The 25,919-nt window shown below is 71.6% G+C and carries 26 protein-coding genes; 7 read left to right on the forward strand and 19 right to left on the reverse strand.

Features of this window, described 5'->3' with window-relative positions; translation table 11 throughout:
• Positions 1-89: 89 nt before the first annotated feature.
• Positions 90-1,298, forward strand: a complete 1,209-nt coding sequence (locus AB0K80_RS09110) for a TerD family protein (RefSeq protein ID WP_365667409.1) — start codon at positions 90-92, stop codon at positions 1,296-1,298.
• Positions 1,299-1,370: 72 nt separating this feature from the next.
• Here AB0K80_RS09110 and AB0K80_RS09115 read toward each other — a convergent pair whose 3' ends face one another.
• Entirely contained in the window at positions 1,371-1,559 is a 189-nt protein-coding gene (locus AB0K80_RS09115; RefSeq protein WP_365667411.1) for a hypothetical protein, read from the reverse strand.
• Positions 1,560-1,769: 210 nt separating this feature from the next.
• Between AB0K80_RS09115 and AB0K80_RS09120 the strand changes: the two genes are divergently transcribed.
• Positions 1,770-2,909, forward strand: a complete 1,140-nt coding sequence (locus AB0K80_RS09120; RefSeq protein WP_365667413.1) for a glutathione-independent formaldehyde dehydrogenase — start codon at positions 1,770-1,772, stop codon at positions 2,907-2,909.
• Positions 2,910-3,016: 107 nt separating this feature from the next.
• Here the strand turns inward: AB0K80_RS09120 and AB0K80_RS09125 are convergent, their stop codons facing one another.
• A complete protein-coding gene (locus AB0K80_RS09125; RefSeq protein ID WP_365667415.1) occupies positions 3,017-3,682 on the reverse strand; it encodes a response regulator transcription factor in 666 nt (221 codons plus the stop codon).
• Positions 3,679-5,616: an ATP-binding protein gene (locus tag AB0K80_RS09130; RefSeq protein WP_365667417.1), complete on the reverse strand. Its 1,938-nt coding sequence runs from the start codon at positions 5,614-5,616 to the stop codon at positions 3,679-3,681. Before AB0K80_RS09130 ends, AB0K80_RS09125 begins: the two co-directional genes overlap by 4 nt.
• Before the next feature lie 222 nt (positions 5,617-5,838).
• Here AB0K80_RS09130 and AB0K80_RS09135 point away from each other — a divergent pair, with 222 nt between their 5' ends.
• Complete coding sequence (locus tag AB0K80_RS09135) at positions 5,839-6,534, forward strand: hypothetical protein (RefSeq protein WP_365667419.1); 696 nt, start codon at positions 5,839-5,841, stop codon at positions 6,532-6,534.
• Positions 6,535-6,584: 50 nt separating this feature from the next.
• Here AB0K80_RS09135 and AB0K80_RS09140 read toward each other — a convergent pair whose 3' ends face one another.
• Complete coding sequence (locus tag AB0K80_RS09140) at positions 6,585-8,015, reverse strand: alkaline phosphatase PhoX (protein WP_365667421.1); 1,431 nt, start codon at positions 8,013-8,015, stop codon at positions 6,585-6,587.
• Between the two features lie 552 nt (positions 8,016-8,567).
• Positions 8,568-9,995 (reverse strand): hypothetical protein, encoded by a 1,428-nt coding sequence (locus AB0K80_RS09145; RefSeq protein ID WP_365667423.1) that lies wholly within the window; start codon positions 9,993-9,995, stop codon positions 8,568-8,570.
• A 316-nt stretch (positions 9,996-10,311) separates the two neighbouring features.
• Between AB0K80_RS09145 and AB0K80_RS09150 the strand changes: the two genes are divergently transcribed.
• Entirely contained in the window at positions 10,312-12,159 is a 1,848-nt protein-coding gene (locus AB0K80_RS09150; RefSeq protein ID WP_365667425.1) for an endonuclease/exonuclease/phosphatase family protein, read from the forward strand.
• 45 nt (positions 12,160-12,204) lie between these two features.
• Here AB0K80_RS09150 and AB0K80_RS09155 read toward each other — a convergent pair whose 3' ends face one another.
• Complete coding sequence (locus AB0K80_RS09155) at positions 12,205-12,897, reverse strand: antibiotic biosynthesis monooxygenase (RefSeq protein WP_365667427.1); 693 nt, start codon at positions 12,895-12,897, stop codon at positions 12,205-12,207.
• A gap of 110 nt (positions 12,898-13,007) precedes the next feature.
• Between AB0K80_RS09155 and AB0K80_RS09160 the strand changes: the two genes are divergently transcribed.
• Complete coding sequence (locus AB0K80_RS09160) at positions 13,008-13,970, forward strand: YihY/virulence factor BrkB family protein (RefSeq protein ID WP_365667429.1); 963 nt, start codon at positions 13,008-13,010, stop codon at positions 13,968-13,970.
• Positions 13,971-14,222: 252 nt separating this feature from the next.
• Here AB0K80_RS09160 and AB0K80_RS09165 read toward each other — a convergent pair whose 3' ends face one another.
• The 4 genes from AB0K80_RS09165 to AB0K80_RS09180 all read right to left on the reverse strand — a co-directional run bounded on the left by AB0K80_RS09165 (position 14,223) and on the right by AB0K80_RS09180 (position 16,024).
• Positions 14,223-14,642 carry a DUF3618 domain-containing protein gene (locus tag AB0K80_RS09165; protein ID WP_365667431.1) on the reverse strand — a complete coding sequence of 140 codons (420 nt, stop codon included), beginning with the start codon at positions 14,640-14,642 and terminating at the stop codon, positions 14,223-14,225.
• Positions 14,639-15,073: a phage holin family protein gene (locus tag AB0K80_RS09170; RefSeq protein ID WP_365667919.1), complete on the reverse strand. Its 435-nt coding sequence runs from the start codon at positions 15,071-15,073 to the stop codon at positions 14,639-14,641. Before AB0K80_RS09170 ends, AB0K80_RS09165 begins: the two co-directional genes overlap by 4 nt.
• 67 nt (positions 15,074-15,140) lie before the next feature.
• Positions 15,141-15,866, reverse strand: a complete 726-nt coding sequence (locus AB0K80_RS09175) for a hypothetical protein (protein ID WP_365667433.1) — start codon at positions 15,864-15,866, stop codon at positions 15,141-15,143.
• Positions 15,863-16,024 carry a hypothetical protein gene (locus AB0K80_RS09180; protein WP_365667435.1) on the reverse strand — a complete coding sequence of 54 codons (162 nt, stop codon included), beginning with the start codon at positions 16,022-16,024 and terminating at the stop codon, positions 15,863-15,865. Before AB0K80_RS09180 ends, AB0K80_RS09175 begins: the two co-directional genes overlap by 4 nt.
• Before the next feature lie 172 nt (positions 16,025-16,196).
• Here AB0K80_RS09180 and dapA point away from each other — a divergent pair, with 172 nt between their 5' ends.
• On the forward strand, positions 16,197-17,135 hold the full coding sequence (gene dapA, locus AB0K80_RS09185) for a 4-hydroxy-tetrahydrodipicolinate synthase (RefSeq protein ID WP_365667437.1): 939 nt from the start codon (positions 16,197-16,199) through the stop codon (positions 17,133-17,135).
• Positions 17,136-17,151: 16 nt separating this feature from the next.
• Here the strand turns inward: dapA and dapD are convergent, their stop codons facing one another.
• Positions 17,152-18,141: a 2,3,4,5-tetrahydropyridine-2,6-dicarboxylate N-succinyltransferase gene (gene dapD, locus AB0K80_RS09190; protein WP_365667439.1), complete on the reverse strand. Its 990-nt coding sequence runs from the start codon at positions 18,139-18,141 to the stop codon at positions 17,152-17,154.
• A gap of 255 nt (positions 18,142-18,396) precedes the next feature.
• Between dapD and AB0K80_RS09195 the strand changes: the two genes are divergently transcribed.
• A complete protein-coding gene (locus AB0K80_RS09195; RefSeq protein ID WP_365667441.1) occupies positions 18,397-19,233 on the forward strand; it encodes an AbfB domain-containing protein in 837 nt (278 codons plus the stop codon).
• Between the two features lie 80 nt (positions 19,234-19,313).
• Here AB0K80_RS09195 and AB0K80_RS09200 read toward each other — a convergent pair whose 3' ends face one another.
• The 8 genes from AB0K80_RS09200 to AB0K80_RS09235 are packed head-to-tail and all read right to left on the reverse strand — an operon-like array spanning position 19,314 to position 25,878.
• Positions 19,314-19,646, reverse strand: coding sequence for a metal-sulfur cluster assembly factor (locus AB0K80_RS09200; protein ID WP_365667443.1), 333 nt, complete (start codon positions 19,644-19,646; stop codon positions 19,314-19,316).
• On the reverse strand, positions 19,643-20,095 hold the full coding sequence (sufU, locus tag AB0K80_RS09205) for a Fe-S cluster assembly sulfur transfer protein SufU (protein WP_365667444.1): 453 nt from the start codon (positions 20,093-20,095) through the stop codon (positions 19,643-19,645). Before sufU ends, AB0K80_RS09200 begins: the two co-directional genes overlap by 4 nt.
• Positions 20,096-20,105: 10 nt before the next feature.
• Complete coding sequence (locus AB0K80_RS09210; RefSeq protein WP_365667446.1) at positions 20,106-21,362, reverse strand: cysteine desulfurase; 1,257 nt, start codon at positions 21,360-21,362, stop codon at positions 20,106-20,108.
• Complete coding sequence (gene sufC / locus AB0K80_RS09215) at positions 21,359-22,123, reverse strand: Fe-S cluster assembly ATPase SufC (RefSeq protein ID WP_365667448.1); 765 nt, start codon at positions 22,121-22,123, stop codon at positions 21,359-21,361. The genes AB0K80_RS09210 and sufC overlap by 4 nt, the downstream gene beginning before the upstream one ends.
• A 7-nt stretch (positions 22,124-22,130) precedes the next feature.
• Positions 22,131-22,451 (reverse strand): non-heme iron oxygenase ferredoxin subunit, encoded by a 321-nt coding sequence (locus AB0K80_RS09220; RefSeq protein ID WP_365667450.1) that lies wholly within the window; start codon positions 22,449-22,451, stop codon positions 22,131-22,133.
• Entirely contained in the window at positions 22,448-23,668 is a 1,221-nt protein-coding gene (gene sufD / locus AB0K80_RS09225; RefSeq protein WP_365667452.1) for a Fe-S cluster assembly protein SufD, read from the reverse strand. The genes AB0K80_RS09220 and sufD overlap by 4 nt, the downstream gene beginning before the upstream one ends.
• Before the next feature lie 54 nt (positions 23,669-23,722).
• Positions 23,723-25,144 (reverse strand): Fe-S cluster assembly protein SufB, encoded by a 1,422-nt coding sequence (gene sufB, locus AB0K80_RS09230; RefSeq protein ID WP_365667454.1) that lies wholly within the window; start codon positions 25,142-25,144, stop codon positions 23,723-23,725.
• Positions 25,141-25,878: an ArsR family transcriptional regulator gene (locus AB0K80_RS09235; RefSeq protein WP_365667456.1), complete on the reverse strand. Its 738-nt coding sequence runs from the start codon at positions 25,876-25,878 to the stop codon at positions 25,141-25,143. Before AB0K80_RS09235 ends, sufB begins: the two co-directional genes overlap by 4 nt.
• Positions 25,879-25,919: the final 41 nt, after the last annotated feature.

Raw genomic sequence — 25,919 nt, forward strand, 5'->3', positions numbered from 1 at the left:
CCGGGTCGACGAGGCGGAGCACGGGCCCGGCCGGCCGCCAGGTAAGGGAACGGCAAAACGCCCTCGCTCGTTCACCCGGCATGACAGCTATGACCCCCGGCTCGAACATCCCGCTCTCCGTCACCCGTGTGACGGTGGACGTCGCCGCCCCGGTGCGGCTCGACGTATCGGGCCTGCTGCTCACCGCCGACGGCAAGGTGCGCTCCGACGACGACTTCATCTTCTACAACCAGCCCGCCGGCCCGGGCGTGACCTACCGCTCGGGCGGCGGCACCGCCCCCGACGCGATCACGGTCGACACCACCGCCCTCCCCCCGGGCATCGAGAAGATCGTCGTCACCGCGAGCCCGGACGCCCCGGGCCAGACCTTCCAGGGCATCGAGCCGACGGCCACCCTCCGCAACGCGGACGACCACAGCGTCCTGGCCACGTTCACGCCCCCGCGCCTGGGCAGCGAGACGGCGCTGGTGGTCATGGAGATCTACCTGCGCAACGGCCAGTGGAAGGCCCGCGCGGTCGGCCAGGGCTACGCCAACGGCCTGGCGGGCATCGCCACCGACTTCGGCGTGACGGTGGAGGAACCGGCCACCCCGGCGCAGCCCGCCGCCCCGGCGCGACCGGCCACCCCGCCCCCGCCGATGGCCACACCGCACACTCCCCCGGTCCCCGCCGCACCCCCGGCCCCGCCGGCACCCGCGCCCACCGCCGCTCCCGGCACCGGCAAGATCAACCTCGACAAGGGCCGGGTCAGCCTCCAGAAGAACCAGACCGTCTCCCTGGTCAAGGGCGGCCGCCCGCTGCTCTCCCAGGTCAGGATGGGCCTCGGCTGGGAACCGGCCTACCGGGGCAAGGACATCGACCTGGACGCCTCGGTCATCGCGTACGGCCCGCAGCGCAACCACCTCGACAGCTGCTACTTCGGCAAACTGCAGATCCTCAACGGCGCGATCCGGCACTCCGGCGACAACCTCACGGGCGAGGGAGGCGGCGACGACGAGGTGATCACGGTCGACCTCGGCCGTCTCCCGCAGGAGGTCACCGGCCTGGTGTTCACGGTCAACTCCTTCTCCGGCCAGAAGTTCACCGAGGTCGCCAAGGCCTACTGCCGCCTGCTGGACGGCACCACCGGCGAGGAACTGGTCCGCTTCGACCTCACCAACGCCGAACCGCAGACCGGTGTGATGATGGCGAAACTCATCCGCCAGTTCTCCGGCGAGTGGGACATGACGGCGATGGGTGACTTCGTGAAGTCCCGCACGGTGCGGGGGATGGTCAAGCCGGCGGCCCAGGCGCTGTAACCGCGACGGCGACGCGGACGACTCCAGGGTGCCCCGGCTCACCACGGGGCGCCCGGGCGGCGCCCGCCCGGATCATCCCTCCCCGGGGTCCTCCTGCCGGATGTCCGCGAACTCCCACCAGGCGAGCGGCAGCCAGTCCCCGTCGACGAAACCGTCGACGGATCCTCCGCTGCCGCGTATGGCCACCCGGGTGCCTACCGGATACGTGGTGCCGGACAGCCCGGCGACCGGGACCAGCAACGTGCCGAGACGACGTGACAAAGTGGTCGATCCTTCCCCAACGCAACGAACGGGCCTTCGAAGCCCCTAGGTGCAAATCGTCGCATCATGCACCAGTCTGGACTATGAGGCAGAGCACAGAAGACCGGCCGAGCTGCGGGCCGGGGCCTTCCTCGCGACTGGTGCAGCGGGTTCCCGGCACTGCCGCCCCCGGGGTGTGAGCGCATCATCACATTCAGTGGAGGGTTCGAGATGAGGGCCGTCGTGTACAAGGGACCGTTCGAGGTGGCGGTCGAGCAAGTGGAGGATCCCCGGATCCAGCACCCGAACGACGTGATCGTCCGCGTCACGTCCACCGCGATCTGCGGCTCGGATCTGCACATGTACGAGGGCCGCACCGCGGCCGAGCCGGGCATCGTGTTCGGCCACGAGAACCTCGGTGTCGTCGAGGAGGCCGGCGAGGGCGTGACGTCGCTCAGCCGCGGCGACCGGGTGGTCATGCCCTTCAACGTGGCCTGCGGCTTCTGCAAGAACTGTACGGCGGGCTACACGGGCTTCTGTCTGACCGTGAACCCGGGCTTCGCCGGCGGTGCCTACGGCTATGTGGCGATGGGCCCGTTCGTCGGCGGCCAGGCCGAGTACGTACGGGTGCCGTACGCCGACTTCAACTGCCTGAAGCTGCCCGAGGGCACCGAGAAGGAGACCGACTTCGTCCTGCTCGCCGACATCTTCCCGACCGGTTACCACGGCAACGAGCTGGCCGACGTGCGTCCCGGTGAGAGCGTCGCCGTGTACGGCGGTGGCCCGGTCGGCCTGATGGCGGCCTACTCGGCGATGCTGCGCGGCGCGAGCAAGGTGTTCGTGGTCGACCGGGTGACGGAGCGGCTGCAGAAGGCCGAGGAGATCGGCTGCGTACCGATCAACTTCACGGAGGGCGACGCGGCGGAGCAGATCAAGGAACAGACCGGAGGTGAGGGAACCGACAAGGGCATCGACGCCGTCGGCTACCAGGCCCAGGCCCACGGAGAGGACCGCGAGGAGCCGGCGACCGTGCTGAACTCGCTCGTCGAGACGGTCCGCCCGACGGGCGCGCTCGGCGTGCCCGGGCTGTACGTCCCGCGCGACCCCGGCGGACCGGACGAGCAGGCCAAGCAGGGCATGCTGCTGGTCTCCATCGGGCGTCTGTTCGAGAAGGGTCTGCGGATGGGCACCGGCCAGTGCAACGTCAAGCGCTACAACCGCCGGCTGCGCGACATGATCATCGAGGGTCGCGCGACGCCCAGCTTCGTGGTGTCGCACGAGCTGCCCCTCGACCAGGCGCCCACGGCGTACGAGAAGTTCGACAAGCGCGTCGAGGGCTACACCAAGGTCGTACTCCACCCACACGAGTGAGGACGCCTCGCGGGTCCCACGCGCCCGGGGCCCCCTCGCCGGCGCCGGCCGGTGAGGGGGCCCCGCTGCTGTCATCGCGCGCCGCGACACGCGTCCGGCACGCCGGTTCACGCGGGAGGCCGGGGATGTCCCAGGCCCGCGTCCCGCGCGAGGGCCGCTGCCTCGGTGCGGGTCCGGGCGTGCAGTTTCGCCAGGACGTCGCTGACGCGATTGCGGATGGTCTTCTCGGACAGCCCCAGGCGGCGCGCGATGGACGCGTTGTCCAGGCCGCGGGAGATCAGGTCGAGGGTCTCGCGTTCGCGGTCGGTGAGGTGCGGGAAGGGAAGGGCGGACCGGGCGGCTGGCGGGGTGGCGAAGTGGGACAGCACCCGCTGGGCGATCCGGGGGCCGAAGACCGCCTCGCCGCGGGCGACCCCGAGCACGGCGCGGTGGACGTCCGCGCCGTCGGCCTCCTTGAGCAGGTAGCCCCGCGCACCGGCGCGCAGCGCGGCGAACACCGAGTCGTCGTCCTCGTCCATGGTCAGGATGAGCACGGCGGTCCGCGGATGGGCCGTGGTGATCCGGGCCGTGGCCTCCAGGCCGTTCAGGTGCGGCATCCGCAGGTCCATGAGCACGACCGCGGGCCGCAGCCGGCCGGCTTCGGTGACGGCCTCGGCGCCGTCGGACGCCTCTCCGACGACCCGCACATCGGGCAGACCGGCGAGGACGGTGGCCATGCCGGCCCGGAAGACGGGATGGTCGTCGACGACGAGGACGGTGACGGGCTCGCTCACGACGGGTCACCGCCCGCCTGGTCCCCCACCGGAAGGCCGGCCCGTACGAGGGTGCCGCCGCCGGGCGCGGTCGTCACCTCCAGCCGGCCCCCGATCTCGGCCGCGCGTTCCCGCATGCTGCGCAGCCCGACCCCGGCTGTGTGCCGGGGCGGGATGCCGCGTCCGTTGTCGCGGACCGAAAGGATCAACACGGAGTCCTCCATACGGGCGGTCAGCTCCAGGCGGCCGGCGGCGCTGTGCCGGACGGCGTTGGCGACCGCCTCGGCGGCGATGGCGTACGCGGCGACCTCGACGGCGGCCGGGAGGCGCCGGCAGGCGCTGTCGATGCTGCTGTGGCACACGGGGGTGTCGTATCCGGCGAGCAGCTCCCGCAGGGCGCCGGGCAGCCCGAGCTGGTCGAGGACCGCGGGCCGGAGCCCGTGGACCACCGTGCGCAGATCGGTGACGCTGGTGCGCAGCCGGTCGCGCAGTTGCCTGAGGCAGGCGGCCAGGTGGGGGTCGTCGGTGCGCCGGGCGAGGGCGTCGAGCTGGTGGGCGGTGCCGGCCAGGGAGGGGCCGATGCCGTCGTGGAGGTCCGCGCGCAGCCGCCGGCGCTCCTCCTCGCGCACCGACAGGATGCGCGCCCGGCTCCGGGCGATGTCCTGCACGAGACCGGCGGCGTAGGCGAGCGTTCCGGCCCGGTCCGCGACCTCCTCGACCGCTGCCTGCTCCTTCGCCGTCCAGGGGTCGTTGAGGCTGCGCCGGCCCACCCGCAGCACACCGAGTTCGCGGCCCAGAGCACGGCAGGGAAAGGTCCGCCACCCCGCGCCCGCGACGGGGCTGCCGGACGCCGCCGCCACGGCGGGGCTGTCGAAGGCCGCGTAGGGCAGACGCAGCGCGTGCCGCAGGGCGTCCACGAGGTGCTGCAGGGCCTGGACCGGCTCGCAGGCGGGGGCGACACGGCGGCCGACGTGGGCGACGACGGCGTACGGATCGTGGCGGTGCCCGAACAGGGTCCGGTCCACGGCTGCCTGGACGGCGCCGCGGGCACGTGCCGCGAGCAGGGCGGTGAGGGCGATCAGGCACGTCCCGGCCAGGGACCCGGGAGCGATCAGTCCCGCACCGGCGACGACCGCGGCGTACACCCCGAGCACGAGCGCGCTGAGGACGGCGAGGACGATGGCGCGGCCGAGGACGAGTTCCACGTCGAACAGCCCGTGCCGCAGCATGGCGACCGCGACGCCGGCCGGCGGACCCAGCAGCCCCAGCAGCATCACGAGATCACCGAGCACCGCCGGCTGCCCCGTGGCGTCCAACGGGATGGCGAGGAAGGACAACGCCATCAGCAGCCCGCCGAGCAGCAGCCACTGCAGCCGGGCCCGTTCCGCACCGGTCGCCGCCCGGGTGCGCAGCACGAGGAACACGGCCGCCGCACAGGTACCGCCGACCATGGTGGCCCCGGCGCACACGGACATCACCGTGTGCAGCCACTCCCAGCCCGCGATCCCCAGCGGATTGGGCACCCCGCGGACGGGGTCGGTGCCGCTGGGGCGCACCATCGTGGCCAGCGTGCCGGTGGCGGCGATCGTGACCACCGCCCAGGCACACGCCCGGCGCGGCGCCGTCTCCAGGCGGCCGTGCGGGAAGAGCAGAGGAACCAACGGCGTGGCGAACCAGTACCCGGCGAAGCCCCAGCAGCCGATCCAGGCCCCCGCCTCCCAGCCGGGGAGGGGAGCTGCGGCGAGGAAGCGGCTGTAGGCGGCGTAGTAGGCCAGCAGGTGGTACGGCCCGATCATCGCGGGCAGCAGCATCAGCCAGCACACGGGATTGCGCGGACGGTTCCTCGCGACGAGGGCGCCCACCAGCGGCCAGGCCGTGCCGAGCACCAGGTCGGACCAGTACAGAGGCGTCACGGCGACGCGTGCGGCCAGCCAGTGGTGCACGGGCACCGTCACCCCACAGCTCACCGCCCCCAGTCCCGCGATGACGTACGCAAGGTGACGCAGTGCCCGATCCCCCCGACTCACACCCATATGTTCCCCGAAGGGGGCCCTCACCGGGCGGGATCCCGGCAAAACCGTCCCGGTCGTGCGGGACCCGTGTCCCTGGGCGGCGGGACGCCTCCCCCGCGACACTCCCCTCGCCAAGCAGGCCGCTGGGAGAGGGAGTCGACACGCATGAGCACCGTGGAACCGGAGGCGCGCGCGGACGGCGCGGCGCGGCAGGAACACGAGAAGAAGGCGAAGTGGCCCCTGTTCGGGGTCGGAGCGGGTGTGCTCGGAGGGGTCGCCACGCTGGTCACGGACGTCCGGTCCGGCACGGCCGGGCGGGAACCGGTCGATGCGTCGGTCGTCGACGAGGTGAGCCGCCCCGTGGCGCACCTGGGTCTGGTGGCGGGCTTCCTGACGGTCGTCCTGCTCCTGGTGCTGGCCGCGGCCTGGCGCCGGCAGGTCGAGCCGCGGGTGCCCGGCAGCACCGCCGCCTACGTGGTCAGCGGCGCTCTGACGGCCTCGGCCGCGGGACTGACGTACGGCTACGGGTGGAAGGGGGCCCTGGCGATCTACCTGCCGAGCGGTATGGACGAGCGGGCCTTCCGCGAGGACGGGCTGTTCGTCTACTTCATGCTCAACGACTTCGGCGGGTACATCGGCTGGCTCGGTGTCGTGGTCGCGGCGGGAGCGGTGGCCTGGATGGCGTTGCGTGACCGCCTGATCTCACGGTGGATCGGCTGGTTCAGCGTCCTGCCCGTACTGGCGGTCGTCCTGTTCGCGGGCCTCACCGGCCTTCCCGGCTTCCAGGGCGTCGTCGGGCCGGCGTGGATGCTGGTCACCTTCCTGGGACTGACGTGGGGCCGCAGTGCCGTCGTCCGCTGACCCGCCCCAGGGCGCCGCCGCGGCGGCGCCCTGGACCGGCGGCGGACCGGTCAGCGCTTGTGCCGCTTCCACGGCCCGGTGATGGCGAGCATGATGCCCGGGTCCTGGATGTTGGCGTACAGCGTGCGCCCGTCGGGCGAGAAGGTCACACCGGTGAACTCGCTGTACCCGGGCTCCTGTTCGGTGCCGATGTTGAGTTCGTTGCGGGCGATGGGGTACGTCCGTCCGCTGTCGGTGGCGCCGAAGAGGTGCTGCACGCCCTCGCCGTCCTCGGCGATGACGAGGCCGCCGTAGGGGGAGACGGTGATGTTGTCGGGGCCGTCGAAGGCGCCGTCCTGCGCGGGGTCGGGGTTGACGCCGAGCAGCACTTTGAGGGTGAGCGTGCGGCGCTTGGGGTCGTAGAACCAGACCTGGCCGTCGTGCTGCACGGGGCTCTCGGCGCGGGCGTACGAGGAGACGACGTACGCACCGCCGTCGGCCCACCACATGCCCTCCAGCTTGCGGGCACGGGTGACCTGGCCGTCGGTGAACTGCTTGCGGGTCGGGGTGGTCCGGGCGTCACGGTCGGGGACGTCCACCCAGTCGACGCCGTACACCGTGCCGGTCTTCGTGGCGCGGGAGAGGTCGTCGACGAACCTGCCGCCCGAGTCGAAGCACCGGAAGGCCTGGAGGCGGCCCGCGTCGTCGGCGAGGGCGCGGAACCTGCCGTGGCCGTGACAGAAGCCCTCCGGCGGGGTCCAGCGGTAGAGCAGGCCGTTGGGGCCGGCGGCGTCCTCGGTGAGGTAGGCGTGACCGCGCCTGGGGTCGATGACGACGGCCTCGTGGTCGTAGCGGCCGAAGAACTTCAGCGGCTTGGGGTGCAGGTTGGCGCGCCGGTCGACCGGGTCGACCTCGAAGACGTAGCCGTGGTCCTTGGTCATGCCGTTGACGCCGGCCTTGTCGGAGTTCTCCTCGCAGGTCAGCCAGGTGCCCCACGGGGTGCGGCCGCCCGCGCAGTTGGTGGAGGTGCCGGCGATGCCGACCCACTCGGCGACACGGCCGTCGGGGCGTACCTCGACGACGGTGCAGCCGCCGGCGGCGGCCGGGTCGTAGACGAGGCCCTCGGTGAGCGGCACGGGGTAGGTCCATTTGGCGCGCGGCCCCTTCAGCTCGTGGTTGTTGACGAGGAGGGTGGTGCCGCGGGGGCCGTCGAACGTGGCGGTGCCGTCATGGTTGGACGGGGTGAACTCGCCGGACTCCAGCGTGGTCTTCCCGCTGTAGGTGATGATCGTGTACGAGAAGCCGGCGGGCAGGGCGAGGATGCCCTCCGGGTCGGGGATCAGCGGTCCGTAGCCGACACCGCCGAAGGCTTCGGCCCCCTCGACGTCGGTGGCGGCCAGGGCGTTGGGCGCGGAGGCGAGGGCGCCGACGGTGCCCGCCAGTGCGACCCCGGCACCGGTGAGCGCGGAGGTTCTGGCGAAGTCCCTGCGGGTGAGCGACATGGTGTCTCCTGTGACCGTGGGTGTGCCGTGGAGGGTGACGGCCCTCGTGCGGCGCCACCGTCCCGCCCACGCCTGAACACCAGTTGAACCGGGGGCGACCTCCCTGACCCCAGTTACGTGAACCACCCGGCCCCGGCCTGGCCCAGCCCGGAGCGGACAGCGACCCACCAGCGGCGGCACCCCGAATCCCGCTTCACCACCCGGCCCGCCGCGCACAGCCACGAAGCCCCGGCACACCGCCTGCCCGCCGGCCCGCCACACGAGCCGTACTCACCAAGCGACCAACCGAACCCAGCCACCGAAACCCGGCCCACCACCCACAGCCACGAAGCCCCGGCCCACCACCCGACCCGCCGACCGCCGCAGTCACGCCGAAGCCCCGGCCCACCACCCGACCCGCCGACCGCCGCAGTCACGCCGAAGCCCGGCTCACCACGCCGGAACTCCGCCCCACACCCGCCCGGGACAACGACCGAGCCGCCCCGCCACCCACGCTTCCGGTGCCGAGCCGCCCCACTCCCCACGCTCCCGGTGCCGAGCGGCGCAGCCCCCTCACCCCCCGTGCTGGGAGCGTGCCTTGAACGCCGCCTTCCGCGCTTCCTTCGCGATCTTCTTGTCGGGGTGCAGCCGCCCCATCGCCTCCAGCACCTCGGCCGTGGCCGGATGGTCCACCCGCCAGACCGCCGTGAAGAACCCGCTGTGCTGCCGCGCCAGCCCCTGCACCAGGGCGCGCAGTTCCTCGGAGTTGCCCTCGGCCGCCAGTTGCGCGGCCAGGGTGTCGATGGTCAGCCAGAACACCATGGACTCGGAGGGCGCCGGTACGTCGGCGGCCCCGTGCTCGGTGAGCCACACACGGGCCAGTCCGCCCAGCTCGGGGTCGTCGAGAACCTCCCGCAGGGCCGGCTCGGCGGAGGCGCCGACCAGCGACAGGGCCTGCTGGCAGCGCAGCCGCCGCAGCGGCGCACCGGCGTCCGAGCCGCGGGCCGCGGCGAGCAGCTCCCGGGCCGCGGCCAGGGGGTCGCGGCGGGCCAGCCACTGCTCGGTCTCGGCCTGGGCCGCCGCAGGCGGGAACGCCGCCGTGCCGTCGAGCAGCGCGTCGGCCCCCTTGTCCGCGAGGTCCCCGACCGCGGGCGCGTCGAAGCCGGCCTCGAGCAGCCGGGCGCGCAGGCCGTACAGCCCGAGGGGCGTCAGCCGCACCATGCCGTACGTGGCGACGTCGGTGTCGTCGACCGCCGGGGACGACGCCTCGTCCCCGGGGTCCGCCCTGAGCGCCTCGTCGACCGGCCGGTACTGCACGAGCCCCACCGGCTCCAGCATCCGGAACTGGTCGTCCAGCCGCATCGTCGCGTCGGACACCTGCTGCAGGACGTCGTTGCTGGGCTCCTGCGTGCCGCTGGGCACCAGCACCGACGCGGCCAACGCCGGGACCGGCACGGGTGCCGGCACCGGCCCGTCCTCGCCGGCGGTCATCAGGTAGAGGTTCCCGAGGACCCCGTCGAGAAAGGCGGCCTCCCGCTCCGGGTCCCAGTCGAGCGCGGAGAAGTCGATCTCGCCGTCCTGGACCGCGTCGGCCAGCCCGTCCAGCTCGGGCACGCTCGCGTCGGCGACCACCGTCTCCAGGGCGCCGAGCCACACGCCGAGCACGTCCCGGGGCGAGCCGCCGGTGAGCAGGGCCAGGTTCCCGCCCGCGCCGACGGTGCCCTCCTCCTCGTCGACGACCTCGACGAGCCCGGTGTCCAGGGCCACCCGCCACGCCCCGCTCGCGTCGGCCTGTCCCTCCTCGCCGCTCAGCCCGAGCACCTCGGCCGCCGCCGGCAGCTGTTCGTCGACCAGCCCGCCCCCGGCGTCCACCCGGGTGTCCGGCCCCGCCCAGCGGGCCAGCCGCGCGGCCCGTGACAGCAGAGGCGTGGACAGGGCGTCGCGCGCCAGCTCCGCTTCGGGATGCAGCCGGACCGGCGGCAGGGTGGAGCTGTCTGACATCGGCTGTTTCTCCTAGGACGCCTCGTACGACTCGCCCGCTCAGCCTAGACGGATTCGCCCCCATGCCGCCCGCTTCATCTCCCCGTCAGCGGCCGTACATGGCCGAAACCTTGACAAGTGGCCTGAGCAGGCTGGAGATTGACGCGCGTAGAAATCGGCGGACACCTGTACACCGGGCGGCCCCACCGCGCCCGCCGTCAACCGGTCTTCTACGCGCGTCGCACCGCCCCACCGGTCGGCTCCCACCGTCCAGCTCCACCCTCGTCCCGGCGTCCGTCACGTCCCGGCGTCCGTCACGTCCCCGGAGGGATTCACCTTGCCGAGCAAGTCGCCGAGCAAGTCGTCCGCGCGTCTCGCCGCGCTCACCGTCGCCGCCGTGTGCTCCGCGGCGTCCACCGTCGTCCTGACCACGCCCGCGCACGCGGACGCGGACGCGGTCCGTATCCATGACATCCAGGGCAGCACCCGCATATCCCCGTACGCCGGCCAGAAGGTCACCGACGTGACCGGCGTCGTCACCGGTATCCGCACCTACGGCTCCTCCCGCGGCTTCTGGATCCAGGACACGGCTCCGGACGCCGACCCGGCCACCAGCGAGGGCGTCTTCGTCTTCACCGGCTCCACCCCGAAGGGCGTCGCGGTCGGCGACGCGGTCAAGGTCACCGGCACGGTCTCCGAGTTCGTCCCCGGCGGCACCTCCTCCGGCAACCAGTCGTTGACGGAGATCACCAAGCCCACGGTCACGGTGGTCTCCTCCGGCAACCCGCTCCCGGCCCCGGTGACCGTCGACGCCGAGTCGGTCCCCGACGCGTACACCCCCGCCGGCGACCCGGCCGCGGGCGGTTCGGTCAACGCCCTGCCCCTGAAGCCGTCGCAGTACGCCCTCGACCTCTACGAGTCCCTGGAGGGCATGACCGTACGGGTCGCCGACACCCGCGTGGTGGGCGCCACCGACCCCTACACGGAGCTGTGGGTCACGGTGAAGCCGCAGGAGAACCCCACCCGACGCGGCGGTACGCTCTACGGCTCCTACGACGACCAGAACACCGGCCGCCTGCAGATCCAGTCCCTCGGCTCCACCGCCGACTTCCCGAAGGCGAACGTCGGCGACACCCTCAGCGGCACCACCGCGGGCCCGCTGGACTACAACCAGTTCGGCGGTTACACGCTGGTCGCGAGCGAGCTCGGCACCCTGACGAGCGGGGACGTCCAGCGCGAGACGACCCGCAAGCAGCGCAACGGCGAACTCGCCGTCGCCACCTACAACGTCGAGAACCTCGACCCTGCCGACGACACCTTCGCCGCGCACGCGGCCGCGATCGTGAACCACCTGCAGTCGCCGGACATCGTGTCCCTGGAGGAGATCCAGGACAACAACGGCCCCACCAACGACGGTGTGGTCGCCGCCGACCAGACGGTGGGCAAGCTGATCGACGCCATCGTGGCGGCGGGCGGCCCGCGCTACGACTGGCGCTCCGTCGACCCCGCCGACGACGCCGACGGCGGCGAGCCCGGCGGCAACATCCGCCAGGTGTTCCTCTTCAACCCCGAGCGGGTCTCCTTCACCGACCGCCCGGGCGGCGACGCCACCACGGCCACCGAGGTCACCAAGGTCCGCGGCAAGGCGGCCCTGACCCTCTCCCCCGGCCGGATCGCGCCCGCCGACCAGGCGTGGAAGAACAGCCGCAAGCCGCTGGCGGGCGAGTTCGTCTTCCGCGGCCGCACGGTCTTCGTGATCGCCAACCACTTCAACTCCAAGGGCGGCGACCAGGGCCTGACCTCTTCGTACCAGCCGCCGGCGCGCGGCTCCGAGGTGCAGCGCCACCAGCAGGCGGCGCTCGTCAACGCCTTCGTCAAGGACATCCTCGACACCCAGAAGAACGCGGACGTCATCGCCCTCGGCGACATCAACGACTTCGAGTTCTCCGGGACCGCGCAGATCCTCGAACGGGACGGCGCCCTGTGGTCGGCGGTCAAGTCGCTGCCGAGAAGCGAGCGTTACTCCTACGTGTACCAGGGCAACAGCCAGGTCCTCGACCAGATCCTGGTGAGCCCGTCGATCCGGCGCGGCTGCGACCTGTCCTACGACAGCGTGCACATCAACGCCGAGTTCCACGACCAGATCAGCGACCACGACCCGCAGGTGCTGCGGTTCCACCCGTGACCGCCGGGGGCCGGCTGACGGCTGTTCAGCCGGCCCCGCCGCACGTCAGGGCACGAGAGCGAGGGCGTGGTCGTACCGGCTGACCGTGGTGCTCTTCAGCCCCGGCCAGGTCTGCACCCGCTCCCACAGCGCGGCGGCCGCGGGCGACCCGATGCCGTCGCCCGGGGCGGCGAGAGCCTCGATGTGGGCCTGGGCGCTCTCCCACTCGGCGTAGTTGAGGACGCGGGTGCCGTCCGTGCCGAGGTGGAAGTGGGCGCCGATGCCCCCCGGGTGCGGGTTCGGCTCGTTCTCCAGCGCTTCGAGCACCGCGTCCACCCAGGCCCGCTGCCGGTCGGCATCCGGCCCCTCGAACTCGATGTCGACGATCACGACGCACCCGGGCACGCCCTCCCGGCGCCGGCTGCGGTAGTGCCGGAACCGGCCGGGCTCGAGCCGCTCGATCCCCGGCACCGCCGCGTCGATCTCGTCGACGCGTTCCTGCCGCAGCGTCCCGGCGAACGCCTCGTGGGCCTTATCGTCCGTCCACTGCGCGTAGTGCAGCAGGGTGGTGGCGTCGTGCCCGGTGTACACGTGGTACGCCAGCAGGCCCTCCGGCCAGGGCCGTCGCTCCCAGGCGGCGGCGACGGCCTCCACCGCCTGCCGCTGCCGCAGCGGCGTGCCCACCCGCCAGATGCCGAAGAAGGGCGCTGTCACCCGCGGGTCGGCGAGATCCGGATGCGTGTCACTACGACGAGTCATGCTGCCTCCGTGGTCGGTAATCGACGAACGACACCACCACCCTGCGACCTCAACCAAGATTCAGGTCAAGTCCCCGATTCGGTACGGGATTTCGGGTAACCCGCCCGGTCATGGACAAGGACAGTCCCACCCGCTTGCCCGCCCGGTCCTGGCGGGCGGTGGCGCGGCGCACGTTCAAGGAGTTGCTGGACGACGAACTCTCGGACCGCGCGGCCGCGTTGACGTACTACGGCGTCCTGTCGCTGTTCCCGGCCCTGCTGGTGCTGGTCTCCCTGCTGGGGGTGGTGGGACAGCGCGCCATCGACAAGGTCCTCGACAACATAGGCGACCTGGCACCGGGCCCGGCGCGGGACATCCTGCGCGACGCGGTGATCCAGCTCAGCGACACGGGCGGTACGGGCAGCGTCCTGGCGATCCTCGGTCTGCTCTTCGCCCTGTGGTCGGCGTCGGGCTACGTCGCCGCGTTCATCCGCACCTCCAACGCGGTGTACGACCTGCCGGAGGGCCGCCCGGTCTGGAAACTCACCCCGCTGCGGCTGGCCCTGACCGTCGCCCTCATGCTGATGCTCGCCGCCAGCGCGCTGATCGTGGTCTTCACCGGCCCGCTCGCCGAACGCGTGGGCACGGCGATCGGCCTGGGCGGCGCGGCCATCATGGCCTGGGGGATCATCAAGTGGCCGGTCCTGCTGCTCCTCGTCATGCTGATGATCGGCCTGCTGTACTGGGCGGCCCCCAACGTCCGCGGCCGCGGCTTCCGCTGGATCTCCCCCGGCAGCTTCCTGGCCACGTTCTGCTGGCTGGGCGCCTCGGCCGGTTTCGCCGTCTACGCGGCCAACTTCGCCTCGTACAACAAGACGTACGGGGCCCTGGCGGGCGCCATCGTCTTCCTGGTGTGGCTGTGGCTGTCCAACCTGGCGATCCTGCTGGGCCTGGAGTTCGACGCGGAACTGGCCCGCGAACGCGCGATCACCCACGGCCGCCCGCCGACGGAGGAGCCGTACGTCGAACCGAGGGACACCCGCAAGTGGCCTCCCCGCCTACGCTCCCGCCTCCGCCCGGCAAAGCGCGCCTAGCGGACTTGGCCGCGGACAGCCAGGCAGCCTAGCTGCGGGCAGTCGTGCCGCTGGGGCGGCACGGGTGGGCGCAGCGGTACCCCGCAGCGCCGGGTTGCGCAACGCCCCAGCAGCTGCACAACGCCGGGTGCATCACTACCGGCAGTGCGGCAACACCGTACGGGTGCCAAACACAGCCACCGAGCACGCGAAAACCCCCGGCCAAGCCGCAGCAGCCAAGGGCTCACAACGACCGACCGGGGGCAACCCACCTCACCTGTGCCAGCGATGCCCCCCATGCCGCTGCCGCCGCGCCCCCACCTTCCAGGAAAGCCCGGCGTGCCGACGCGACCCGCCCCCCTGCTTGCGCCGCAGCACCTCCGCCGCGACAACCGCCCCCGCCGCCGCCCCGGCGACCAGCACCGGCCGCGGATGCCGCAGCTCGGCCTGCATGGTCTGACCGGCCTGAGCCGCAGTGCTGCGCAACTGCACCGTCATCGCCCCGGCCTTGTCCCGCAGATCGGCGGCCCGGGCCCGCGCACGGCCCTTCACGTCCGCCTTCCCCGCCAGCTCCTCGACGGTGTCACCCAGTTCGCTGCGGGTCTGCTCGATCTGCCGGCGCAGTTCGTCGGGCCCCTTGGCCCCGCCGCCGGCGGCCGTCGCTCCGGCGCCCTCGTTCCTCGTGTCCGTCATCGATGCGCCCTTTCCTTGATCTCCTCCACATCGGCCTTGACGCTGCCGATCGCCTCCTCGGGCGTGGGCGGCACGGCATGGCGCAACTGCCCACGGCCGACCGCGGCCAGCACGGCCGCGATCACGAAGAGCACCGCCGTGACGATGAGCGCGGCGGCCCAGACGGGCAGCACCAGCGAGAGCGCGGCGGCGCCCGTGGCGGCCAGCGCGAGGAACCCGGCGTACGCGACGGCGCCTGCGGCACCGAGCAGCCCGCCGCCGCGGCCGGCACGCCGCCCCTTCTCGGCGAGCTCCTCCTTCGCGAGCGCGACTTCCTGCCGCACGAGCCGGGAGAGCTGTTCGGTGGCCTGCCCGACGAGCTCGCCCACGGAGTGATGCTCGGCGTGCTCGTGGCGCCCAGGGCGCTCGTCGTGCACGACCCTGGGATGCATGGTCCCGGTCACGGTGTCCCGCCTCCTCTCGGTTACGGAACTGCCGGGTACCCCTGCCCGGCCGCGACTACCCGTGGCCCTCTCCCGGGCCTCCCGGGCGGGCACCGCCGGGTCCCCGCTCCCCGAGCCGGGCCAGCTGGGTCTGGAACCAGTCGAGCCGGGCCTGCAACAACGCGGCCTCCGCGACGAGTTCCGGAACCCCGAGCCGCCCGTCGCCCGCGCCCGGCCCGTCGTCCGGCCCGGCCCCCACGACCGCCTCCGGGGCCCGCACCACCCGCACCCCGTCCCCCGCCAGCCGGGCGAACCCGGCGAGCGAGACGGACGGCCGGGCCCGCAGGCAGCCCGCGCAGGAGGCCTGGAGCGCCCGCCATCCTGGCCGCCCCCACCCGGCGTCGGCCAGGGCCACCGCAGCCGCGCCGCAGCCGCACGCCCCGACCGTCACGCTGCGCACCCGCTGCCGGGCGTAGCGGAACCCGCGTTCGAAGCGGATGTAGGCCCCGAGCACGGAGACCTCCAGCAGCACGGCCGTACGGTGCTCGGCGGTGCACAGCAGCGCCTCCGCGGCCGCCCGGTCGTGTACGCAGTGGAAGCCGCAGTCGCACCAGCGGCTCGGTGCCCGGTGCCGCAGTCCGTACACGCAGGACGCCTCGGCCACGACCCCGTACGGCAGCGCGCCGCCCAGCGACACACCGGTGAACCCGGCCCGGGTGCCGTCCTGGGACAGCACCGGGTGGGCGATCTTGTATCCCGTGGGCGGCTCCGCAGGGCGTTCCTGGGGGAGCCGCAGCCTCATCGCGCGACCGGGACCTCTTCGGCCACCGCGGCCTCGCTCTCCTGAGGCACGCGAGTGTTCTGGATGTCCTGGCCGTCCTGGATGTCGATCTCCTGGACCACCTCGGTCTCCCGGCTCTCCTCCGCGACTCCGGTGGCCAGTGCCCTGCCCAGCTTCATGACGCCTCCATGACCTGCCGTCGGTGACCGTCACTGCCATGGTGACCCATGAGCCCCGGGTTGGACATACCGCGCCCACCGCGCCGCCCCCACCACACCTAAGCGACCCTTATCAGTACCTCGCAGCAGATTTAAGTGGCGCTACGCAAATCTGCCCCCGACACTGACCCCCATGACGACGGACCCCGCAACGCAAACCCGCCCTCCCTTCGGCCGCGTCCTGTGCGCGATGGTCACCCCCTTCACCCAGGAGGGCGCCCTGGACCTCGACGGCACGCAGCACCTCGCCGCTCATCTGGTGACGCACGGCTGCGACGGTCTGGTGCTCTCCGGCACGACGGGCGAGTCGCCGACCACGACGGACGCCGAGAAGTCAGCGCTGATCAGCGCGGTCCGTGAGGCGGTGGGCGACCGTGCGTCGATCGTGGCGGGCGTGGGCACGGCCGACACCCGGCACACGGTCGAACTCGCCCGGGCGGCCGAGAAGGCGGGCGCGGACGGACTGCTGGTGGTCGCCCCGTACTACAGCAGACCCCCGCAGGAGGCGGTCGAGGCCCACTTCCGCGAGGTGGCGGACGCCACCGGCCTCCCGCTCACGCTGTACGACATCCCGGGCCGCACCGGCACCCGCATCGAGCCCGGCACGCTGATCCGCCTCGCCGAGCACCCGCGTGTCGTGGCGGTCAAGGACTGCTCGTACGACTTCCTCGGCGCCCAGCAGGTACTGGCCCGCACGGATCTGGCGTACTACGCGGGCTGCGACGAGCACAACCTCGCCCTGTACGCGGTGGGCGGCGCGGGCTGCGTCAGCACGGTGGCGAACGTCGTCCCGGACCGGATCCGGGCCGTCCTGGACGCCTTCGACGCCGGCGACACGACGGGCGCGGCCCGGCTCCAGCAACGGGCCACGCCCCTGATCACGGCGATGATGGCGGCGGGCCTGCCCGGCACGGTGACGGCCAAGGCCCTGCTGGGCGCCCTGGGCCTGCCCGCGGGCCCGGTCCGCGCACCGCTCATGCCCGCCGACCGTGAGACGACCGACGGGCTGCTGCGGCTCTACGAGGAGCTCACCGCAATCCGCGGAAGGACGCTCAACGGGGATCCACACTGACCACGGCCGCCGTTGCTCAGTTGTGGCTGTGGAGAACCTCGTTCAGCCCGCCCCACACCGCGTTGTTCGGCCGGGCCTCCACCGCGCCGGTGACCGAGTTGCGGCGGAAGAGGATGTTGGACGCGCCCGAGAGCTCGCGGGCCTTGACGATCTGGCCGTCGGGCATCGTCACGCGCGTGCCCGCGGTGACGTACAGGCCCGCCTCGACCACGCACTCGTCGCCGAGCGCGATGCCGACGCCCGCCTCGGCGCCGATCAGGCAGCGCTCGCCGATGGAGATGACCACGTTGCCGCCGCCGGAGAGCGTGCCCATCGTGGAGGCGCCGCCGCCGACGTCCGAGCCGTCGCCGACCACGACACCCGCGGAGATACGGCCCTCGACCATGGACGTGCCGAGGGTGCCCGCGTTGAAGTTGACGAAGCCCTCGTGCATGACGGTGGTGCCCTCGGCGAGGTGGGCACCCAGGCGGACCCGGTCGGCGTCGGCGATGCGGACGCCCTTGGGGACGACGTAGTCGGTCATGCGCGGGAACTTGTCGATCGAGGTGACCTGGAGGTGCAGGCCCTCGGCGCGGGCGTTCAGGCGCACCTTCTCGATGTCGTCGACGGCGACCGGGCCGAGCGAGGTCCAGGCCACGTTGGGGAGGAAGCCGAAGATGCCGTCCAGGCTCTGGCCGTGCGGCTTGACCAGGCGGTGGGAGAGCAGGTGCAGACGCAGGTAGACGTCGTGCGTGTCGATCGGCTTCTCGTCCAGGGAGGCGATGACCGTACGGACCGCGACCACCTCGACGCCCCGGCGGGCGTCCGGGCCGATCGCCGCGGTCGCGCCGCCGCCGATCAGCTCGGCGGCCTGCTGGGGGGACAGCCGCTCGGTGCCGGAGGGTCCGGGCTCGGCGACGAGTTCGGGCGCGGGGAACCAGGTGTCGAGAACGGTGCCGTCGGCGGCGATCGTGGCGAGGCCGGCGGCCACGGCGCCGGTGGTGCGAGGAGCAGTCGTGTCGGTCATGAGGGCAACCTAACGCGGCGCCGCCCGCCGGTGCGAACCGGCCGCAGCCCGTCTCACGTGCCGGGCGGGATCACCTTGGGTCTTCCGTACAGAGCGGGGGCGGTGCGGGGGCACGGACGGCCCGTCGTCACGCTCAGAAATCGCTCTCATCAAACGACTGACCGGAAGCCCTCGCTTCCACTACGGTGTCTGCGATCACCCACCGGGTGCCCCCGCTTTCCCGCCGTCACGGGCGCCCCGCCGAAGGAACAGTGCATGCCAGACAACGCGTCCCCGCCTTCTCTCGACCGACCTTGGGAGAGCGGCTGGGTCCCGGACACCACCCGTGCCCCGGGAACCCGACGACTGTGGCTGGCGGGTGCCCTGGCCGTGGCCACGGTCGCCGCCTGCCTGACGTCCATAGCCCTGCTGGAGGACCGTTCCGAGGCGCCCTCGACCAAGTCCCTGCCGTCCGGTCCCGCCGCGACGGTGCCGGGCCTGATCTCCTTCCCCAGCCCCACCCAGGACCGCACCGCGGCCCCCGGCGGCAAGAAGACCCGCACGTCCCCGAGTCCCAGCACGGCCGCACCCACCCCCAGCGACCGGCAGACGACGCCCGAGGCGCCCTCGAAGCATCCCGAGCCGCCCGCGCCGGCCCCCAGCTCGGCGCCGGCCCACAAGCCCGCTTCCACCGCGATCTCGCTGCGCTCGGTCAACTACCCGGACCGCTACTGGCACGTGAGCGACGGCTCTGTGCGCCTGGACCAGATCGGCTCCGGCTCGGAGCAGCGCGAGGACGCCACCTTCCGGCGGGTGGCCGGCCTCGCCGACTCCTCGTGCTCCTCCTTCGCCACCGCGGACGGCAGGTACCTGCGCCACCGCAGCTTCGTCCTGGTCAAGGACCGCGACGACGGCTCCGCCCTGTTCCGCCAGGACGCCACCTTCTGCCCCCGCCCCTCCCCCTTCCACTCCGGCGCGGTCATGCTGGAGTCGGTGAACTACCGGGGCCGCTTCCTGCGCCACCAGAACTTCCAGATCCGTCTGGACCCGTACCAGAACACGCCCCTGTACCAGGCGGACTCGGCGTTCCGGGTGGTGGCGGGACTGGGCTGAGCACGCGAAACGGCGACGCCCGCGGGGCGCCGCCGTTTCCTTCACGCAGGGTGGCTCAGACCGTTGTCACCCGGGGTGTCTCAGACGTTGAACCCGAGTGCCCGAAGCTGCTCGCGGCCGTCGTCCGTGATCTTGTCCGGGCCCCACGGCGGCATCCAGACCCAGTTGATGCGGAGCTCCTTGACCAGGCCGTCCGTGGCGGACTTGGCCTGGTCCTCGATGACGTCCGTCAGCGGGCAGGCCGCGGAGGTCAGGGTCATGTCGACGGTGGCGATGTTCGCGTCGTCGATGTGGATGCCGTAGATCAGGCCGAGGTTGACGACGTCGATGCCCAGTTCGGGGTCGACGACGTCCATCAGGGCCTCGCGGAGTTCCTCCTCCGAGACCGGCTTCATCTCAGCGGTGTCGGTCATGCCGTCTTCCTTTCGAGGGCCTGGGCGGTCGCGTCCTTCCACGCCATCCAGCTCAGCAGGGCGCACTTCACCCGTGCCGGGTACTTCGAGACCCCGGCGAACGCGACCGCGTCCTCCAGGACGTCCTCCATCGCGTCGTCGGGCTCGATCCGGCCCTTGGACTGCATCAGCTCCAGGAACGTCTCCTGGATCTTCTGCGCCTCGGCCAGGTCCTTGCCGACCAGCAGCTCGTTCAGCACGGAGGCCGAAGCCTGGCTGATGGAGCAGCCCTGTCCCTCGTACGAGACGTCGGCGATGGTCGTGCCGTCGTACTTGACGCGCAGCGTGATCTCGTCGCCGCACGTCGGGTTCACGTGGTGCACCTCGGCGTCGCCATCCCGAAGACCACGCCCGTGCGGGTTCTTGTAGTGGTCCAGGATGACGTCCTGGTACATCGAGTCAAGCTTCACGACCAGCCCTTCAGCCGAAGAAGTTCCGTACGTGCTCCAGCCCCTCGACCAGTGCGTCGATCTCAGCCGGCGTGGAGTACAGATAGAACGACGCTCGCGTGGTCGCCGGAATTCCGTAGCGCAGGCAGACCGGCCGCGCGCAGTGGTGGCCGACCCGCACGGCGATGCCCTGCTCGTCGAGGACCTGGCCCACGTCGTGCGGGTGGATGTCGCCCAGCGTGAAGGAGATGGCCGCGCCGCGGTCCTCGGCCGTGGTGGGGCCGATGATCCTGAGGTCGGGGACTTCCGACAGCCGCTTGACCGCGTACTCGGTGAGCGCGTGCTCGTGGGCGAGGATCTTGTCCATGCCGATCGAGTTCAGGTAGTCGATCGCCGCGCCGAGCCCGACCGCCTGGGCGATCGGGGGCGTGCCCGCCTCGAACTTGTGCGGGGCGGGGGCGTACGTCGACGAGTGCATCGACACGGTCTCGATCATCTCGCCGCCGCCGAGGAAGGGGGGCAGGTCCTCCAGGAGCTCCTGGCGGCCCCACAGCACGCCGATCCCGGTCGGGCCGCACATCTTGTGGCCGGTGAAGGCCACGAAGTCGGCCTGCAGGGCCTGCACGTCCAGCGGCATGTGCGGCGCGGCCTGGGAGGCGTCGACGCAGACCAGGGCGCCGACCTCCTGGGCGCGGCGCACGATCGCCTCGACCGGGTTGAGGGTGCCCAGAATGTTGGAGACCAGCACGAAGGAGACGATCTTCGTCTTCTCGGTGATGATCTCCTCGATGTCGGACAGGTCCAGCCGGCCGTCGTCGGTGAGGCCGAACCACTTCAGCTTCGCGCCCGTGCGCTGCGCGAGCAGCTGCCACGGCACGATGTTGGAGTGGTGCTCCATCTCCGTGATGACGATCTCGGTCTCGGAGTCCACGCGGTAGGGCTCGTCGGCCCAGCCCAGCATGTTCGCCACGAGGTTGAGCGACTCGGAGGCGTTCTTGGTGAAGATCACCTCGTCGCGGCTGGGCGCGTTGATGAACGCGGCGACCTTGTCCCGCGCGCCCTCGTACAGCGCCGTGGCCTCCTCGGCGAGGACGTGCACACCGCGGTGGACGTTGGCGTTGTGCTGCTCGTAGTACTCGGCGAGGACGTCGAGAACCTGGCGAGGAGTCTGCGAGGTCGCCGCGTTGTCGAGGTAGACGAGCTTCTTCCCGTCGTGGAGGACGCGATCCAGGATCGGGAAGTCCTTGCGGAGTGCCTCGGTGTCGAGGAGGCCCGGCAGCTGTGTCACGCGGATGCGCCACCCTTCGTGTATGCCTCGTAGCCCTCGTTCTCCAGCTTGTCCGCGAGCTCGGGGCCGCCGGACTCGACGATCCTGCCGCCGGCGAACACGTGCACGTGGTCGGGCTTGATGTAGCGCAGAATGCGCGTGTAGTGCGTGATCAGCAGGGTGCCGACCTCGCCGGTCTCGCGGACGCGGTTGACGCCCTCGGAGACGACGCGCAGCGCGTCGACGTCGAGGCCGGAGTCGGTCTCGTCGAGGATCGCGATCTTCGGCTTGAGCAGCTCCAGCTGGAGGATCTCGTGCCGCTTCTTCTCACCGCCGGAGAAGCCCTCGTTGACGTTGCGCTCGGCGAAGGAGGGGTCCATGTTGAGGCGCTCCATGGCCTCCTTGACCTCCTTCACCCAGGTGCGCAGCTTGGGGGCCTCGCCGCGGATGGCGGTGGCGGAGGTGCGCAGGAAGTTGCTCACCGACACGCCCGGGACCTCGACCGGGTACTGCATGGCGAGGAACAGGCCGGCGCGGGCGCGCTCGTCGACGGACATCTCCAGGACGTCCTCGCCGTCGAGGGTGACGGTGCCGCCGGTGATCGTGTACTTGGGGTGACCCGCGAGGGAGTAGGCGAGGGTCGACTTGCCCGAGCCGTTGGGGCCCATGATGGCGTGCGTCTCGCCCTGCTTCACGGTGAGGTCGACGCCCTTGAGGATCTCCTTCGTGGCGTTGTCGGCCTCGACGGTGACGTGCAGGTCTCGGATTTCAAGCGTTGCCATGGGTGCCTCAGGACTCCTGGGTGAGGGAGACGAGCACGTCGTCCCCTTCGATCTTTACGGGGTATACGGGGACGGGGCGCGTCGCCGGAAGGGCGTCGGGTTTGCCGGAGCGCAGGTCGAAGCGCGAGCCGTGCAGCCAGCACTCGATGTGGCAGTCGTCGACCTCGCCCTCCGACAGCGAGACGTTCGCGTGCGAGCAGATGTCGTGGATCGCGAACACCTCGCCCTCGGTCTGCACGATGGACAGGGGCGTGCCGTCGAGTTCCACCCGCTTCGGGGTGTCCTCCTCCAGCTCGCTCAGCCCGCAGACGCGTACGAATGCGGTCATGCGACCGACGCCTCCAGCTCCTCCTCGATCTTGGTGATCAGGCGCTCCTCGATGTCCGGGACGCCGATCTGCTGGACCAGTTCGGCGAAGAAGCCGCGGACCACCAGGCGGCGGGCCTCGTGCTCCGGGATGCCGCGGGCCATCAGGTAGAAGAGCTGCTCGTCGTCGAAGCGGCCGGTCGCGGAGGCGTGGCCGGCGCCGACGATCTCGCCGGTCTCGATCTCCAGGTTGGGTACGGAGTCCACGCGCGCCCCGTCCGTGAGGACCAGGTTGCGGTTCATCTCGTACGTGTCGGTGCCCTCGGCCTTGGCCTCGATGAGCACGTCGCCGATCCACACCGCGTGCGCGCTGTCGCCCTGGAGCGCGCCCTTGTAGACGACGTTCGACTTGCAGTGCGGGACGTTGTGGTCGACGAAGAGCCGGTGTTCCTGGTGCTGGCCCTGGTCGGTGAAGTACAGGCCGAACATCTCGACCTCGCCGCCGGGGCCGGCGTAGGTCACGCGCGGGTGCAGCCGGACCAGGTCGCCGCCGAAGGTGACGATGATCGACTTGAAGGAGGCGTCCCGGCCGACGAGGGCGTTGTGCTGGGCCGCGTGCACGGCCTTGTCGTCCCAGTCCTGGACGGAGACGACGGTCAGCTTGGCGCCGTCGCCCAGCAGGTAGTCGACGTTGGCGGCGAGCACCGCGTCACCGGTGTGGTCGATGACGACGACGGCCTCGGCGAAGGCGCCCAGCTCGATCACCTGGTGGCCGAAGGCGACCCCGCCCTCGCCGTGCACCGCGATGCGGATCGGCTCGGTGAGCACGGTCTCCTTCGGCACGGTCACGACCGAGGCCTTCTCGAAGGCCGAGTAGGCCTGGGCGGCGACGCGGTCCACCGGGGTGCCCGCCTTGCCCAGCCGCGCGTCGTCGCGGCCCACGGTCTCGACGGTGACGCCCTCGGGGGCCTGGACGTCGACCTTCACACCGTCGCCGGTGGCGACGGCGGAGCCGTCGTGCAGGCCGCGCAGGCGCTCCAGGGGGGTGAACCGCCACTCCTCCTCGCGGCCGTGCGGGACCGGGAAGTCCGTCACGTCGAACGAGGGGGGCGCGCTCATCCGCGAGACGACGGTCGACTCCGCGGCGACCGCGATCGAGCCCGCGGTGGTGGACCCCACGGGTGGGGGTCCCCCCGCTCGAGCGGAGCCGAGAGTGGGGGAGTTCTGGGCCTCAGCCATGGCTGTCGTAGTGCTCTCTTTCCTGAGTAAGACGTGTGCGGGCGAGGGTGGGGGTCAGCCGACCGCGCCCTCCATCTGCAGCTCGATCAGCCGGTTGAGCTCCAGCGCGTACTCCATGGGCAGCTCCTTGGCGATCGGCTCGACGAAGCCGCGCACGATCATCGCCATCGCCTCGTCCTCGGACAGGCCGCGGCTCATCAGGTAGAAGAGCTGGTCCTCGGAGACCTTGGAGACGGTCGCCTCGTGGCCCATGGACACGTCGTCCTCACGGACGTCCACGTAGGGGTAGGTGTCGGACCGGGAGATCGTGTCGACGAGCAGCGCGTCGCACAGCACGTTGGACTTGGAGCCGGGGGCGCCCTCGCCGATCTCGATCAGACCGCGGTAGGAGGTACGGCCACCGCCGCGCGCCACCGACTTGGAGACGATGTTCGAGGACGTGTTGGGGGCCATGTGGACCATCTTGGCGCCCGCGTCCTGGTGCTGGCCCTCGCCCGCGAAGGCGATGGAGAGGGTCTCGCCCTTGGCGTGCTCGCCCATCAGGTAGACGGCCGGGTACTTCATCGTCACCTTGGAGCCGATGTTGCCGTCGATCCACTCCATGGTGGCGCCCTCGTAGGCGACGGCGCGCTTGGTGACCAGGTTGTAGACGTTGTTCGACCAGTTCTGGATGGTCGTGTAGCGGCAGCGGGCGTTCTTCTTGACGATGATCTCGACGACCGCGCTGTGCAGCGAGTCCGACTTGTAGATCGGGGCCGTACAACCCTCGACGTAGTGCACGTAGGCGCCCTCGTCGACGATGATCAGGGTCCGCTCGAACTGGCCCATGTTCTCCGTGTTGATGCGGAAGTAGGCCTGGAGCGGGATCTCCACGTGCACGCCCTTCGGCACGTAGATGAAGGAACCGCCCGACCACACGGCCGTGTTCAGCGCGGCGAACTTGTTGTCGCCGGCCGGGATGACCGTGCCGAAGTACTCCTTGAAGAGCTCCGGGTGCTCCTTCAGGGCCGTGTCGGTGTCCAGGAAGATGACGCCCTGCTCCTCCAGGTCCTCGCGGATCTGGTGGTAGACGACCTCCGACTCGTACTGGGCGGCGACACCGGCGACGAGGCGCTTCTTCTCGGCCTCGGGGATGCCCAGCTTGTCGTAGGTGTTCTTGATGTCCTCGGGCAGGTCCTCCCAGGACTCCGCCTGCTTCTCCGTGGACCGCACGAAGTACTTGATGTTGTCGAAGTCGATGCCCGACAGGTCCGAGCCCCAGTTGGGCATGGGCTTCTTCTCGAACAGGCGCAGGCCCTTGAGGCGGAGCTTGGTCATCCACTCCGGCTCGTCCTTCTTGGCGGAGATGTCCCGGACGACGTCCTCGTTCAGGCCGCGACGCGCCGACGCACCGGCCTCGTCCCGGTCGGCCCAGCCGTATTCGTACTTGCCCAGGCCCTCGAGCTCAGGGTGGGCAGTCTCCGTGGGGAGAGTCATGCGGGGTTCCTCCCGGCCGTGCTTGCAGATGCGTTCTGGCTGTGGTGATCAGTCGTGGAAGTCTTGGGGATGAACGTCGTGCAGACGCCGTCGCCGTGCGCGATGGTCGCCAGCCGCTGCACATGCGTACCGAGGAGCTCGGCGAAAAATTCCGTCTCGGCCTCGCACAGCTGCGGGAACTGTTCGGCGACGTGGGCGACCGGGCAGTGGTGCTGGCAGAGCTGCTCGCCCTTCTGCGGGTGCGGCGCGCTGCGCGCCGTAGCAGCGTACCCGTCCGCGCTCAGGGCCCTGGCCAGCGCCTCTGTCCGCGTCTCCGGGGTGGCCGCCTCGATCGCCTTGCGGTACGCCTGCGCCTGGGCGCGGACCCGGGCCCGGGCGAAGGCGGCGACCGCCTGCTCCCCGCCCTCCTGCTGGGCGATCCAGCGCAGCGCGTCCGTCGCGAGCTTGTCGTAGGACTGGTCGAAGGCGTCCCGTCCGCAGTCCGTCAGCGCGAACACCTTGGCCGGCCGGCCGCGCGTGCGCGTGCCGTACACCCGGCGCTCCCGCGCTTCGACGACACCGTCGGCCACCAGGGCGTCGAGGTGCCGGCGCACGGCCGCCTGGGTGAGTCCCAGCCGCTCGGCGAGTTCGGCGACGGTCGACGGGCCGTGGTCCAGGACGGACCGCGCGACCCGGTTGCGGGTGGACCGCTCCCCGGTCGCGAGTTCCTCAGGAGCCGCGCCGACGTTTTTCACAACGTCATTGTTGCGTAATTCCGCCGACCCGGGCAAGCCGC

This window comes from Streptomyces sp. NPDC052682 (assembly GCF_040678435.1).
In the GTDB taxonomy this organism is placed as follows: domain Bacteria; phylum Actinomycetota; class Actinomycetes; order Streptomycetales; family Streptomycetaceae; genus Streptomyces.